Raw genomic sequence first — 14,453 nt, 5'->3', positions numbered from 1 at the left:
ATGTTGTCACATCGGCCGGTTCAATACTAGGCAGGTTAGCGCAAATCGCAGAATTGTATTCAAAAATGGCGCAATTCTGTTCATCAGATCAGGGTAGAACGTACTGATTTGATTGGCCATTGGTGGTAGGCAATGAGTGCCAAGACTTTGGTATTGAAAACCCTGGATATGACAAAGCCCAGCGATGCTGGGCTTTGTGCTCACCACGCTGGTCGCCGGTGAGGGCGACCAGAGTCAGTTCTTAGCTGAACTGGTTCATGGTGTTGTCTTTACCGCCTGCTTTCAGAGCTGCTTCGCCAGCGAAGTACTCTTTGTGTGCGTCACCGATGTCGGAACCCGACATGTTCTGGTGCTTAACACAAGCGATGCCCTGACGGATCTCTTCACGCTGAACGCCTTTGACGTAAGCCAGCATGCCTTGCTCTGCGAAGTAACCTTTTGCCAGGTTGTCGGTCGACAGCGCAGCAGTGTGGTAAGTCGGCAGGGTGATCAGGTGGTGGAAGATACCAGCCTGAGCCGAAGCGTCGCGCTGGAAGGTACGGATCTTCTCGTCTGCAACCTGAGCCAGCTCGGTGTTGTCGTAGTCGACACTCATCAGCTTGGTGCGGTCGTAGGCAGAAACGTCCTTGCCCTCAGCAGCGAATGCATCGAACACTTGCTGACGGAAGTTCAGGGTCCAGTTGAACGACGGGCTGTTGTTGTAAACCAGCTTGGCGTTCGGGATGGTCTTACGGATTTCGTTAACCATGCCTGCGATCTGGCCAACGTGTGGCTTCTCGGTTTCGATCCAGAGCATGTCAGCGCCGTTCTGCAGGGACGTGATGCTGTCCAGTACGCAACGTGCTTCACCGGTGCCAGAGCGGAACTGGAACAGGTTGCTGGCGAGACGCTTAGGACGCAGCAGCTTGCCGCCGCGGTTGATCACTACGTCGCCGTTGCCCAGGTCTGAAGCTGCAACTTCTTCGCAATCCAGGAACGAGTTGTACTGGTCGCCCAGGTCGCCCGGCTCTTTGGTTACTGCGATTTGCTTGGTCAGGCCAGCACCCAGCGAGTCGGTACGCGCAACGATCACGCCGTTGTCGATGCCCAGCTCGAGGAACGCGTAACGAACAGCGTTGATCTTGGCGATAAAGTCGGCGTGAGGAACGGTTACTTTACCGTCCTGGTGACCGCACTGCTTCTCGTCAGATACCTGGTTTTCGATCTGGATGCAGCAAGCGCCTGCTTCGATCATGCGCTTGGCCAGCAGGTAAGTGGCTTCCGGGTTACCGAAACCAGCGTCGATGTCGGCGATGATTGGCACTACGTGAGTTTCGTAGTTGTCGATCTGGTTCTGGATTTCAGCAGCCTTGGCCTTGTCGCCAGCATTGCGAGCGGTGTCCAGCGCGGTGAACAGCAGGTCCAGTTCGCGGGCATCAGCCTGACGCAGGAATGTGTACAGCTCTTCGATCAGGCCGGAGACCGAAGTTTTCTCGTGCATCGACTGGTCAGGCAGTGGGCCGAAGTCGGAACGCAGAGCAGCAACCATCCAACCCGACAGGTAGAGGTAGCGCTTGTTAGTGGTTTTCAGGTGCTTCTTGATCGAAATCAGCTTCTGCTGACCGATGAAACCATGCCAGCAGCCCAGCGACTGGGTGTAGACAGAGCTATCAGCATCATACTCAGCCATGTCTTTGCGCATGATGTCAGCGGTGTACTGAGCGATTTCCAGACCGGTCTTGAAACGGTTCTGGGCGCGCATACGGGCCACGGACTCCGGGTCAATTGCGCTCCAGCTGCTACCGGCGGCTTCTTTAAGTGCCGCGACGGCTTTGATGTCGTTTTGATAAGCTGACATGGTCAATCCTTCAAAGTATGTGTTTGGTTGAGCACCGGCTTTCCCACTCAACAGCTGAAACAATTCAGGCGTTGGTTGCGGGGGCTCACAACAGATAAAGAGAAAGAGACTTGCTACGAAGGCGCGCAGGAGGGGGAGAGGCTGCCAGTGTTGCTACTTCAAGTCGCTGCTTCGAGCTGGCCGGTAAGCCTGTTCTTTGGTTGCCGTCTGACTCGTGGATGCCTTGGGCAATGCAGTTTCTAGGTGCAGCTTGCTGGTTAGTGCGTAAAACGCTTCCCCGTCCCTCAGGACAACTTCGTTCCAGTCGCAATCTCGTTGATCTGCCTTGTGGGCTTTTACAACACAGGCCGTTAACGCGGTAGGCGCTAAGCGACCCGGAGGCTCTTTCCAGAGCCCCTAATTAGCGGGAGCGAGGCCATAATGCCTCTACTAAAATGCTTCGTCAAACGTTTTGTAGTGCTTTTTTTAAACTACTACATAATTTTTTAGGCGACTGATAAGTCATCTTTGCTCACGCCTTAATCGAGCACATCGACTTTAACCTGCAGGCTCGCGTCATCCCGCCCTTGCGTGCTGTAACGCTGGGCGTAACCCTGCTGGTTGGCCATGTTCTGCTGATTGGTCCCGCCGAGCTGAATCCACTCGCCAACCCGGCCACTGAGCCGCGTGCTGGTGGATTGCACGTCGATTAAGCGACGGTCATTACTGTTTACGCGGTCCTGATTGCTGCTAATGGCGAGATTGACCCGATCGCCCACCAATGTCGCGGTGACATAGAAACCCTGAGTGACATCGCGGTACTGGGTATTGTTGTAGGGATTGCCGTATTGGTCGCGTCCGTAAGTGGTGAGGGGCACGCTCTGGCCGACCTGAATCAGCGCCGGGTAGCCTTCGGTGGCCTGAACCTGCTGGGTGCCGCCGCCGCGACTCTGGGTGCTGCGATTGATAATGCGCACCTGATCGCGGCCATTGATCTCGCCGCGGCCGATCTGCGCCTCAACGCCATTGCCGCTGATGGTGCCATTGGCCTGATAACCGTTTTGGCTCTGATAGCTCGAATCGCTGCTGGCTACGCTTATGAGCAGGCGCCGTGGCTGGGTGTCGATTTGCGCGAGCATGTTGCGCACTTCATCAATCTTGTCCGGCGAGGCGTTGATGATCAGCTGATTGCCGTAAGGGCTGACTTTACCCTGATTGCCAAGCACCGACTGCACCACTTGGATCACATCGTCAGCGGTGCGGTAGTTGAGTGTCAGTACTTCAGTATCGGCATTGCATACAGCGCTTGTAGTCAGCAATGCGGCAAACAACATGGCAGGTACTTTCACAGCAAAAAACTCCGTAAATCAGGGTCGCTGATACTGCTTTCCCAGGATTGAGTGAACAGTTCCAGGCGCTGTCGCAGCCTGGCTGGTTCGTTATACAGGGCGTAGCCGTTGTATGGGTCAGCGCCGGTGCGCAACAACACGCCGCATTCGTCGATAAGCAATGCGCAGTGGTCATCGATTGGGTAATGCGGATTAAGCTTGCGAATCTGGCAATTGCTCGGCAGGCGACGGGCCAGCGCGATCAGGCGATGACCTTCCTTGATGGCGCGGCTTGAGTCCCTGAGCAGGATGCGCAGGCGGTTGCGCGGATTGCCCAGCAAAAATGCCCGCAGGGCTTGTTCGACAGCGCTGTGGTTGTAAAGCCACGGCTCAAGATCAGGGCTGTACAGGTTGACGCTGTGGCGGGCTTGCTGAAGCATTGCCAGGGTGTGGGCGCGCGCTTGGTCCGGATGGTTAAAGCGCTGCAGCGGGGCATCTTCACCCAGCTTGAAGGGCGCAGGTTCGGGCTGCTGCAAGGTGGGTTCCGCATTTTGCGGGTTGAGCACGGGAAAACGCCCCAAAGACTCGAACTCGATATCCGCAAGGGCCGGGGGCGCTTGCTGAGTGTCGTCTTGTGGGACGTCTTTATCGTTCATGCGGGCCTCGAATAACCTGTGCCACTGTCGCTGCCAAGGGGCGGCGCAGTGGCTGGACAGGTGTTATTCGCTGACGCGCACCATGTCCACGTGGGGAATGCCGGCGTCGAGAAACTCGCCGCTAACTACAGTAAAGCCTAGCTTTTCATAGAACGAAGTCGCGTGCACCTGGGCGCTGAGCATTTGCTGACGCAGGCCGCGTTTTTCCGCTGTTTCGATAACAGTGCGAATCAGCTGGTCGCCGACCTTCAGGCCGCGCCAGTCCTTGAGCACCGATACGCGGCCAATGTGGCCGTCTGGCAGCAGGCGGGCGGTGCCAATCGGGTAGTCGCCTTCATAAGCCAGAAAGTGATCGGCTACTGCATCTTCCGCGTCCCATTCCAGTTCGGGCGGCACGGACTGCTCAGCGATGAATACGCTCTCGCGGATGCGGCGAATTTCACTGTTGTCCTTGCTCCAGTCTGCAGGGCGAATGGTTATCTCATTCATCTGCAAACTCCAGGCTGCCTTGTTTGAGCAATTCCAAGACCAGGCAGCGACCGTCATCATCGGCCAGCCAGGCACCAAGATTGTCGATGTGCAGGGCATCAGCCGAGCAAACCAGCTTCAACAGTTCACGCAGGTTGGCAGGCAGCAGGCGGCTCTGGCCGCTGGCAAACAGCACCAGGTCTTCGCCTACTTCGGACCACGCCATGCGGGCGCTAGGGTTGCGAACCAGTACGGCGCCTTGCTCGATGGTATCGAGGAATTCTTCTTCACTGATCTCGAGGCTGCCGATGCGCTCCGGGTAGCGCGGCTCGGTCATGAACTGGCCGAACCAGGTCATCAGCAGGCGCTCGTCACTCATGTGCTCGTTAAGCAGCGCTTTGAGACGGTCCAGCGAGTCGCGCTGGATCTGGGTCGGATCGCTGCTCGGCTGAGCGCCGGCATCACTGTAACGCTCTTCATCAGGCAGGAACTGGCTCAGGAAGTCAGTGAAATGGGTGAGAACTTCGGCGGCGCTCGGCGCGCGGAAGCCTACGGAATACGTCATACAATCATCCTCAGCGGTGCCACAGTGGGCCAGGAGTGGCGGCAGATACAGCATGTCGCCTGGCTCCAGAACCCATTCTTCAGTTGGTGCAAATTCAGCAAGGATCTTCAGATCCGCGTGGTCCAGCAGGGCGCTTTCGGAGTTGCACATCTGGCCGACTTGCCAGCGGCGCTTGCCGTAACCCTGCAGTAAAAATACGTCGTAGTTGTCGAAATGCGGGCCAACGCCACCGCCAGCGGTTGCAAAGCTGACCATGACATCGTCAATGCGCCACTTGGGCAGGAACTTGAAGTTTTCCATCAGCTCGGCGACTTCCGGCACGAACTGGTCGACCGCTTGTACCAGCAGGGTCCAGTCGCGCTCAGGCAGCGTGCTGAAGGCGTCTTCTTCAAATGGCCCGCGGCGCAGTTCCCATGGCGTTACGCCATGTTCAATCACCAGGCGAGATTCAACTTCTTCCTCAAGTGCCAGGCCTGCGAGCTCGTCAGGTGAGATTGGCGTTTCAAAACCGGGCAGCGCCTGACGGATCAGCAGCGGTTTCTTTTGCCAGTAATCGCGCATGAATTCGCGCGCAGTCAGGCCGCCCAGCAGTTGCAGAGGAGTATCAGGATTCATCTGTAAGCCCTTGAAATTTAATGACGCCCTAAAATAAAAACGCCCGGCTCGGCCGGGCGTCGGGCGGGCCGTTGGTGCTTATATACGCTTGGCCTGTGCGACCGCGTTGCCGATGTACGAGGCAGGGGTCAGCAGTTTCAGTTCGGCTTTGGCTTCGGCTGGCATGTCCAGGCCGTCGATAAAGTCGAGCAAGGCTTGCGGGGTGATGCCCTTGCCGCGCGTCAGCTCCTTGAGCTTCTCGTACGGGTTTTCAATGGCATAACGGCGCATAACGGTTTGGATCGGCTCAGCGAGGACTTCCCAGCAAGCGTCCAAATCTTCAGCAATACGTTGAGCATTCAGCTCCAACTTGCTGATTCCCTTGAGGCTTGCTTCGTATGCGATAACGCTGTGAGCAAAACCAACACCGAGATTGCGAAGTACGGTGGAGTCGGTCAGGTCACGCTGCCAGCGCGAAACTGGCAACTTGCTGGCCAGGTGCTGCAGCAGGGCGTTGGCGATACCGAGGTTGCCTTCGGAGTTTTCGAAGTCGATCGGGTTGACCTTGTGCGGCATGGTCGAAGAGCCGATTTCGCCGGCAATGGTCTTCTGCTTGAAGTAACCAAGCGAGATGTAGCCCCAGATATCGCGATCGAAGTCGATCAGGATGGTGTTGAAGCGGGCCACGGCGTCGAACAGCTCTGCGATGTAATCGTGCGGCTCGATCTGTGTGGTGTAAGGGTTCCACTGCAGGCCGAGGTCGCCTTCGATGAATTCGCGGGCGTTCGCTTCCCAGTCGATGTCGGCATAGGCCGAGAGGTGGGCGTTGTAGTTGCCCACGGCGCCATTGATCTTGCCCAGCAGCGGCACGGCGGCGATCTGGGTGATTTGGCGCTCAAGGCGATAAACCACGTTCGCCAGCTCTTTACCCAGCGTGGTCGGCGAAGCGGGCTGGCCGTGAGTACGCGAGAGCATTGGCACATCGGCGAAACGCACAGCCAGTTCGCGAATAGAGCCGGCGATCTGACGCATCAGCGGCAGCAGCACGGTGTCGCGACCTTCGCGCAGCATCAGCGCATGCGAAAGGTTATTGATGTCTTCAGAAGTACAAGCGAAATGGATGAATTCATTCACTTTTTCAAGTTCAGGCAGCTTCGCAGCCTGTTCCTTGAGCAGGTACTCGACGGCTTTCACGTCGTGATTGGTGGTGCGCTCGATTTCCTTGACGCGCTCGGCATGAGCCACGTCGAAGTTATCCGCCAGTTCATTCAGAATGGCTTGCGCATCATCGGAAAACGGCGGCACTTCAGGCACGCCTGCATGAGCGGCCAGGCGCTGGAGCCAGCGAACCTCGACCATGACGCGAAAACGGATGAGGCCGTATTCGCTGAAAATTGGGCGCAAAGCGCTAGTTTTGCCGGCGTAACGGCCATCAACGGGTGAAACCGCGGTGAGCGAAGAAAGCTGCATAGGAGGCGTTCTCGGACAGTCGGGCATTGAAAAGGGCGCATATCATACATGAAATTCGCGACTAAGCCTTGCTTAAGTCACCGCCGTTCAGCGGTAACGGCTCAGGCCGGCCTTCAGAATGCGCATTTGGGTGTTATTGAAAACTCAGCGCTTTGCGCTAACACAAGGCACAAGCACACGAAAAGCGCAGTTCACCTGACGTAAAAGCGCTTTTCGTATCTATTGAGTGGTTTGTTGCGCGCCGCAGTTGTTAGCCGCGAAGCATGGGGTACAGCTCATTGAGCAGCTTCTTGCGGCTGATAACCAGCTGCCAGCGGTGACCGCCAAGCTGACGCCAAAGCCGCGCCGAGCGAATGCCGGTAAGCAGCAATGCACGAATCTTCGAGGCGTTGCTCGGCTGCTGCAGGTGGCGCATGTCGCCCTGCACCTGAATACGCTGGCGGAAGGTGCTGATGGTGTCTTGATAGAGGCTGCCGCAGCTGGAAACCACGTTCTCGTGAGTCGGCCCGAAGTGTTCGACCTGTGCCTGGATCTGGTCCAGTCGGCTGCCCATGATCTGCATCAGGTCGTCGCGCTTGGCGAATTGGCGCTCAAGGTTGAGCAGGGCCAGCGCATAGCGCAGCGGTTCACGCTGCAAACTGGTCGGGTCGCGCTCAAGCGAGCTGATCAAGGCCTTGTAGCCGTCGCGCAGGTTGAGATCGTCGCCACCATAAACGGCGAGGGTATTTTCCGGGTCGCGCACCAAGAGGCTACCAAGCAGGCATTCCAGCACCGGTTCGCTGGACTGGCCAGTGCGGGCAATTCGGTCAACCTGAGTCGTGGCCTCGAATACCGCGCCGAGTGCGACCAGTTGCTCCTGAGTCTGATTCATGGGCGCTTATCCTTGCTGCTCCACGGTTGAGCGTGCTCAATTACGCCGCCGCCCAGGCAGATTTCGCCGTCGTAAAACACCACGGACTGGCCAGGTGTGACTGCGCGTTGCGGCATGGCGAACGACGCCCGATAACCGTCTGCGGTTTTTTCCAGCGTGCACTGCTGATCGCCCTGGCGATAACGCACTTTGGCGGTGAGCTGACGCGGGGAGGACAAGTCGATTGGATTAACCCAGTAGATGTCCGAGGCCAGCAATGCGCTGGAGAACAGCCATGGATGATCATTGCCCTGTCCGACAACCAGCACGTTGCGTTCGAGATCTTTCTGCAGCACGTACCACGGCTCATCACTGGCGTCTTTCAGGCCGCCAATGCCCAAGCCCTGGCGCTGGCCCATGGTGTGATACATCAGGCCGTGGTGACGGCCAATGACCTCACCTTCGGTGGTTTCAATATCACCTGGCTGGGCTGGCAGATATTGCTTAAGGAAGTCACTGAAGCGGCGCTCGCCAATGAAGCAAATGCCGGTCGAGTCTTTCTTCTTGGCTGTCGCCAGCTGGTATTTCTCGGCGATCTCGCGCACCTGTGGCTTCTCGAGCTCGCCAACCGGGAACAGGGTCTTGGCAATTTGTTCGCCGCCAACGGCATGCAGGAAGTAGCTCTGGTCCTTGTTCGGGTCCAGCCCCTTGAGCAGCTCGGTGCGGCCATCAATGTCGCGACGGCGCACGTAATGGCCGGTCGCAATCAGGTCGGCGCCCAGCATCAGGGCGTAATCGAGGAACGCCTTAAACTTGATTTCCCGGTTGCAGAGGATGTCGGGGTTCGGCGTGCGGCCAGCCTTGTACTCGGCAAGGAAGTGCTCGAACACATTGTCCCAATACTCGGCAGCAAAGTTGGCGGTGTGCAGCTTGATGCCAATCTTGTCACAAACGGCCTGCGCATCTGCCAGATCATCCATGGCGGTGCAGTATTCGGTGCCGTCGTCTTCGTCCCAGTTCTTCATGAACAGACCTTCGACCTGATAGCCCTGTTCGAGCAGGAGCAGGGCCGAGACCGACGAGTCTACGCCGCCGGACATGCCGACAATAACGCGCGTGGAAGCTGGGTCGTACTGATGAGTCGTTTGCATGGAGGTATCTGACATGGGAGCGGAGCACTGACGCTAAAAGGAGTCGATTCTAGCAGGATGACGAGTTGTCGGCGACGGGCAGTATCAGTCGCGCAGCAGGCTCAGGGCAAAACGTTCACCGCTGATGTAATCGTCGATACAACGCAGTACCAACTCGCTGCGCCAGCGCTCAGGCTGGGCGGCCAGCTCGTCGCGGGTCAGCCACTGCGGGCCGATGATGCCGTCATCCAGCGGATGGTTCGGGCGCTGGGCCAGTGGTTTGGCGGCAAAGCAGATGCGCTGATAGGTCACGCCGTTGCTCGGCGCGGTGTACAGGTAAATGCCGATGACCGCAGTCAGCTCGACATCCCAGCCGGTTTCTTCGAGGGTTTCACGCAAAGCCGCCTGCGCCAGTGTTTCATTGGCTTCAAGATGGCCGGCGGGCTGATTGAATACCTGCCGGCCTTCGGCGTGTTCCTCGACCAGCAGAAAGCGGCCTTGGTCTTCGACAACGGTGGCGACAGTGATATGAGGTTGCCAGGACATAGTTAATTCCCAGATTGCGAATGATTGGTAGAGGTTGCTGGCCCTGAAACACAACCCCCGGCGCGGGGCCGGGGGTTGTGATATTGCGGGTACACGTTACAGCGGTGATTAGCCGATCAGAGGATCGATCGCCGCGTTCAGTGTGGCGCTCGGGCGCATGACCTGGCTGGTCAGCTCCTTGTTGGAGCGGTAGTAACCGGCGATGTCGACCGGCTTGCCCTGAACCTCGTTGAGTTCGGCAACGATGGTTGCTTCCTGCTCGGTGAGGGCCTTGGCTAGTGGTGCGAAATGCGCGGCCAGTTCAGCGTTTTCAGTCTGCGCTGCCAGAGCTTGTGCCCAGTACATGGCCAGATAGAAGTGGCTGCCACGGTTGTCCAGCTCGCCAGTGCGGCGCGAAGGCGACTTGCCGTTATCCAGCAGTTTGCCGGTGGCGATGTCCAGCGTGGTGCCAAGGATCTTGGCTTTGTCGTTCTGGGTTTTAATGCCGGTTTCTTCCAGCGACACGGCCAGAGCCAGGAACTCGCCCAGCGAATCCCAGCGCAGGTGGTTCTCTTCAACCAACTGCTGTACGTGCTTCGGAGCCGAGCCGCCCGCGCCCGTTTCGTACATGCCGCCGCCCGCCATCAGCGGAACGATGGAAAGCATTTTCGCCGACGTGCCGAGTTCCATGATCGGGAACAGGTCAGTCAGGTAGTCGCGCAGTACGTTACCGGTTACCGAGATGGTATCCAGACCGCGGATCATGCGCTCCATGCTGAAACGGATGGCCTGGTTGTAGTCCATGATGTGCAGCTCAAGGCCGTCGGTATCGTGGTCTTTCAGGTAGGTTTCGACTTTCAGCATCAGCTGACGGTCGTGAGCGCGCTCTGGGTCGAGCCAGAACACCGCCGGTGTGTTGGATGCGCGAGCGCGGGTAACGGCCAGCTTGACCCAGTCACGGATCGGCGCATCTTTGGTCTGGCAGGCGCGCCAGATGTCGCCCGCTTCAACAGCGTGCTCGATCTTGACGGTGCCATCAGCCAGAACAACACGCATGGTGCCGTCTGTTTCGAGTTCGAAAGTCTTGTCGTGCGAGCCGTATTCTTCAGCTTTCTGCGCCATCAGGCCTACGTTCGGTACCGAGCCCATAGTGGTCGGGTCGAATGCGCCGTTGGTTTTGCAGAAGTTGATCATTTCCTGATAAATGCGCGCATAGGTGCTTTCAGGCATGACCGCTTTGGTGTCTTTGAGCTTGCCGTCCTTGCCCCACATCTGACCGGAGCTGCGGATCATTGCAGGCATCGAGGCGTCAACGATAACGTCGCTCGGGATGTGCAGGTTGGTAATGCCTTTAACCGAGTCAACCATCGCCATTTCCGGGCGATCGCTGTAGCACTCGTGCAGGTCGTGGAGAATTTCTTCCTGCAGCGAAGCCGGCAGAACCTTGATTTTCTCGTAAACGCTGTTCAGGCCGTTGTTCGGGTTAACGCCCAGCTCGTCGAACAGTTTTGCGTGCTTCTCGAAGGCTTTCTTGTAGTACACGCTAACGGCGTGACCGAAAACGATCGGGTGCGAGATCTTCATCATGGTCGCCTTGACGTGCAGCGACCACATAACGCCGGTTTCTTTGCAGTCTTGCAGGGTCTGCTCGAAGAAATCGCGCAGCTTCTGGCAGCTCATGCGCATGCCGTCGAACACTTCGCCTGCTTGCAGCGAAACCACTTTCTTCAGCTCGACCTTGCCGTCTTGGCCGACGAACTCGATACGCACGTCACCAGCCTGGTCCATGGTGAAGGACTGCTCGCTGGAGAAGAAGTCGCCGTCACGCATGTAGTCGGCGTGCGACTGCGAAGCCATGCTCCACTTGCCCATCGAGTGTGGGTGCTTGCGCGCGTAGGCTTTAACAGCAGCCGGGGCGCGGCGGTCGGAGTTACCTTCACGCAGAACAGGGTTTACCGCGCTGCCCAGTACCTTGTTGTAACGGGCGCGAGCTTCTTTTTCCTGTTCGGACTGTGGGTCTTCCGGGAAATCTGGGATGTTGAAGCCCTGAGCCTGCAGCTCGGCGATTGCGCCACGCAGCTGAGGAACCGAAGCACTGATGTTCGGCAGCTTGATAATGTTGGCTTCAGGGGAAGTCGCCAGTACGGCGAGCTTGGCAAGGTCGTCTTCGATCTGCTGGTCTGCGCCGAGTTGGTCAGCGAAGCCTGCAAGGATACGGCCGGCAAGAGAGATGTCTCGGGTTTCGACGTCAATGTCTGCTGATGCAGCGAAGGCTTTTACGATGGGGAGAAGCGAGTAGGTCGCTAGGGCGGGCGCTTCGTCAGTGAAGGTGTAGATGATCTTCGAGCGGTTAGACATCAAGGAAACTCTCTTCTTTTCTAGGCGCGGACAGGGTCTCGAGGTGCACCGTGTAGATGCGTCCACTCAATGCTTGGGCTTGAGTCGGAATTCGAGCGTTTACCACGCAAGGTTGGTTGTACCAGTAGAGTGTTATTCGCCGGGTTAGGGTGCTAACACCGGCGCATCCGAGAGGCGGACGTCCTGTAACGGACAGGGGCTCTCTCTATGACTGCAAGGTCACGGCGCACGATTATAACACTGTCGATAGCAAACTAAGAACTTCAAGCTGTAGACCAATGTCTAGAAGGTGGGCGATAGGCGACCAGCCATTATTTTGCTCTGCATGTATTACCGTTCATAACAAGGGTTTAAAACCTGTATGGTTGGCCTCGTAATCATTTGCAGCGTAGTGCCTGCCCGATTGATTGCGCTACGCTGAATGCAACACCACGGTTCATTCAAAAACAGGAGTTCAGCATGGGATACCAAAAGATCCAGGTGCCAGCAACCGGTGACAAAATCACCGTGAATGCCGACATGTCGCTCAATGTTCCGGATAACCCGATTATTCCTTACATCGAAGGGGATGGTATTGGCGTCGATATCAGCCCGGTGATGATCAAGGTGGTCGATGCAGCTGTAGAGAAAGCCTATGGCGGCAAGCGCAAGATTTCCTGGATGGAAGTGTATGCGGGTGAAAAAGCCACTCAGGTCTACGATCAGGATACCTGGCTGCCAAAAGAAACCCTCGAAGCCGTTCGCGACTACGTTGTATCGATCAAAGGCCCGCTGACCACGCCGGTTGGCGGCGGCATCCGCTCGCTCAACGTGGCCCTGCGCCAAGAGCTGGACCTCTACGTTTGCCAGCGCCCGGTACGCTGGTTCACTGGTGTGCCAAGCCCGGTGAAGAAGCCGGGTGACGTCGACATGGTGATTTTCCGCGAAAACTCTGAAGACATTTATGCCGGCGTTGAGTGGAAGGCCGGCTCGCCTGAAGCCATCAAGGTCATCAAGTTCCTCACCGAAGAAATGGGCGTGAAGAAGATCCGCTTCACCGAAAACTGCGGCATTGGCGTCAAGCCGGTTTCGCAGGAAGGCACCAAGCGCTTGGTGCGCAAGGCCTTGCAGTACGCAGTCGACAACGACCGCAGCTCGGTGACTATCGTGCACAAGGGCAACATCATGAAGTTCACCGAAGGTGCCTTCAAAGAATGGGGCTACGAAGTGGCGCGTGACGAGTTCGGCGCCGACTTGCTCGATGGCGGCCCGTGGATGCAGTTCAAGAACCCGAAATCCGGCAAGAACATTGTGGTCAAGGATGCAATCGCCGATGCCATGCTCCAGCAGATTCTGCTGCGCCCGGCTGAATATGACGTGATTGCCACCCTCAATCTCAATGGTGACTACCTGTCTGACGCACTGGCGGCGGAAGTCGGCGGTATTGGTATCGCGCCAGGCGCCAACCTGTCTGACACCATTGCCATGTTCGAAGCGACGCACGGCACTGCGCCGAAGTACGCGGGCCAGGACAAGGTCAATCCGGGCTCACTGATTCTCTCGGCTGAGATGATGCTGCGCCACATGGGCTGGCTGGAAGCGGCGGATTTGCTGATCAAGGGCACGGAAGGCGCCATTGATGCGAAGACCGTAACGTACGACTTCGAGCGCCTGATGGACGGTGCAAAATTGATGTCGTGCTCTGAGTTTGGCGATCAAATGATCGCGCATATGTAACTTTCGGGCTTCTCGTCTGTCTTCTGGATAGGCGAGAACTCCGTGCAAAACAAAGCCGGTCTCGCGACCGGCTTTTTTATGGGTTCACGCGTGAGTCAGGCTTCGACCGTAACACTCGGGGTTTGCACAGTGGCAGCGGCGGTATCGACGCTGGCCGTGATTGAGTTGATGTTAACGGCGTGGAGGCCTTTGGGACCTTGAATAATATCGAAGCTTACCGGCTGACCAGCCTTCAGGGTTTTGTAGCCTTCCATCTGGATCGCCGAGAAGTGGGCGAACAGGTCCTCATCGCCACCATCAGCCACAATAAAGCCGTAACCTTTAGCGTTGTTGAACCACTTGACCTTACCGCTTAGCATGCTGATATCCCTCTGCAAAGGACTCCACCTCTGGAGTATCATCCACTTTGACTCCGCGAATTCATCAAGCTGGAAGGCGAGAACACGGAACCTCTTATTACCCAAACCGGGTATTCATTGTTTGTAACACCGTTTTGCCGATAGTCAAGGCGCCAGCGTTATTGGCTGTGACTTCGATCAAGATGAAACCCGCATCCAGATACAAATAGCCATGAGTTCAATTTTCAACATGCATGCAAGTAGCCAGATTCGACTAACATTCAATCAGGATCGACCCGCAACGCATGAGGACGACTCCTCTGGTGTGGCATTGCAGGAAGCCAAGCCCGCGTTGCAGGCGCCCCCAATGTATAAGGTGATTTTGTTTAATGACGATTACACACCGATGGACTTTGTGGTTGAGATACTCGAGGTTTTCTTCAATCTGAATCGGGAGGTGGCGACCAAGATAATGCTGACCGTCCATACAGAGGGACGAGCAGTTTGCGGGGTTTATACCCGCGACATCGCTGAAACCAAGGCGATGCAGGTCAACCAATATGCGCGCGAAAGCCAACACCCACTACTCTGTGAGATCGAGAAGGACGGCTAAAGCCGACCACTTGGGCACGAGGTGCA

At 57.0% G+C, this 14,453-nt stretch carries 13 protein-coding genes; 2 read left to right on the top strand and 11 right to left on the bottom strand.

Going from position 1 to position 14,453, the window contains the following annotated elements:
- Positions 1-241 precede the first annotated feature (241 nt).
- From PMYSY11_RS11505 to PMYSY11_RS11460, 10 genes are all read right to left on the bottom strand, one after another.
- The gene (locus PMYSY11_RS11505) at positions 242-1,837 is read right to left on the bottom strand and encodes an isocitrate lyase (protein ID WP_069900262.1); all 1,596 of its coding nucleotides are present in this window, start codon (positions 1,835-1,837) and stop codon (positions 242-244) included.
- Between the two features lie 518 nt (positions 1,838-2,355).
- A complete protein-coding gene (locus tag PMYSY11_RS11500) occupies positions 2,356-3,150 on the bottom strand; it encodes a secretin N-terminal domain-containing protein (RefSeq protein WP_150549711.1) in 795 nt (264 codons plus the stop codon).
- Positions 3,151-3,161: 11 nt separating this feature from the next.
- Complete coding sequence (locus tag PMYSY11_RS11495; RefSeq protein WP_150549259.1) at positions 3,162-3,800, bottom strand: DUF7931 domain-containing protein; 639 nt, start codon at positions 3,798-3,800, stop codon at positions 3,162-3,164.
- A 63-nt stretch (positions 3,801-3,863) separates the two neighbouring features.
- Positions 3,864-4,289 carry a GNAT family N-acetyltransferase gene (locus PMYSY11_RS11490; RefSeq protein ID WP_069900264.1) on the bottom strand — a complete coding sequence of 142 codons (426 nt, stop codon included), beginning with the start codon at positions 4,287-4,289 and terminating at the stop codon, positions 3,864-3,866.
- The gene (locus tag PMYSY11_RS11485) at positions 4,282-5,448 is read right to left on the bottom strand and encodes a ribosomal protein uL16 3-hydroxylase (RefSeq protein ID WP_069900265.1); all 1,167 of its coding nucleotides are present in this window, start codon (positions 5,446-5,448) and stop codon (positions 4,282-4,284) included. The genes PMYSY11_RS11490 and PMYSY11_RS11485 overlap by 8 nt, the downstream gene beginning before the upstream one ends.
- 78 nt (positions 5,449-5,526) lie before the next feature.
- The gene (gene purB / locus PMYSY11_RS11480) at positions 5,527-6,897 is read right to left on the bottom strand and encodes an adenylosuccinate lyase (protein WP_069900266.1); all 1,371 of its coding nucleotides are present in this window, start codon (positions 6,895-6,897) and stop codon (positions 5,527-5,529) included.
- Positions 6,898-7,147: 250 nt separating this feature from the next.
- The gene (gene hflD, locus PMYSY11_RS11475) at positions 7,148-7,768 is read right to left on the bottom strand and encodes a high frequency lysogenization protein HflD (RefSeq protein WP_069900267.1); all 621 of its coding nucleotides are present in this window, start codon (positions 7,766-7,768) and stop codon (positions 7,148-7,150) included.
- Positions 7,765-8,898, bottom strand: coding sequence for a tRNA 2-thiouridine(34) synthase MnmA (mnmA, locus tag PMYSY11_RS11470; protein ID WP_069900268.1), 1,134 nt, complete (start codon positions 8,896-8,898; stop codon positions 7,765-7,767). The genes hflD and mnmA overlap by 4 nt, the downstream gene beginning before the upstream one ends.
- 84 nt (positions 8,899-8,982) lie before the next feature.
- The gene (locus PMYSY11_RS11465; RefSeq protein ID WP_150549258.1) at positions 8,983-9,423 is read right to left on the bottom strand and encodes an NUDIX hydrolase; all 441 of its coding nucleotides are present in this window, start codon (positions 9,421-9,423) and stop codon (positions 8,983-8,985) included.
- A gap of 108 nt (positions 9,424-9,531) precedes the next feature.
- On the bottom strand, positions 9,532-11,760 hold the full coding sequence (locus tag PMYSY11_RS11460; RefSeq protein ID WP_150549257.1) for an NADP-dependent isocitrate dehydrogenase: 2,229 nt from the start codon (positions 11,758-11,760) through the stop codon (positions 9,532-9,534).
- Between the two features lie 459 nt (positions 11,761-12,219).
- Between PMYSY11_RS11460 and icd the strand changes: the two genes are divergently transcribed.
- The gene (icd, locus tag PMYSY11_RS11455) at positions 12,220-13,476 is read left to right on the top strand and encodes an NADP-dependent isocitrate dehydrogenase (RefSeq protein ID WP_150549256.1); all 1,257 of its coding nucleotides are present in this window, start codon (positions 12,220-12,222) and stop codon (positions 13,474-13,476) included.
- A 95-nt stretch (positions 13,477-13,571) separates the two neighbouring features.
- Here the strand turns inward: icd and cspD are convergent, their stop codons facing one another.
- Positions 13,572-13,835 (bottom strand): cold shock domain-containing protein CspD, encoded by a 264-nt coding sequence (gene cspD / locus PMYSY11_RS11450; protein WP_069900272.1) that lies wholly within the window; start codon positions 13,833-13,835, stop codon positions 13,572-13,574.
- A 229-nt stretch (positions 13,836-14,064) separates the two neighbouring features.
- Between cspD and clpS the strand changes: the two genes are divergently transcribed.
- Entirely contained in the window at positions 14,065-14,427 is a 363-nt protein-coding gene (clpS, locus tag PMYSY11_RS11445) for an ATP-dependent Clp protease adapter ClpS (RefSeq protein WP_069900273.1), read from the top strand.
- Positions 14,428-14,453 lie beyond the last annotated feature (26 nt).

Source organism: Pseudomonas marincola (assembly GCF_900682675.2).
Classification (GTDB): domain Bacteria; phylum Pseudomonadota; class Gammaproteobacteria; order Pseudomonadales; family Pseudomonadaceae; genus Aquipseudomonas; species Aquipseudomonas marincola.
Note: the sequence above shows the minus strand (reverse complement) of the source record. Positions and strands in the feature narration are given on the sequence as shown.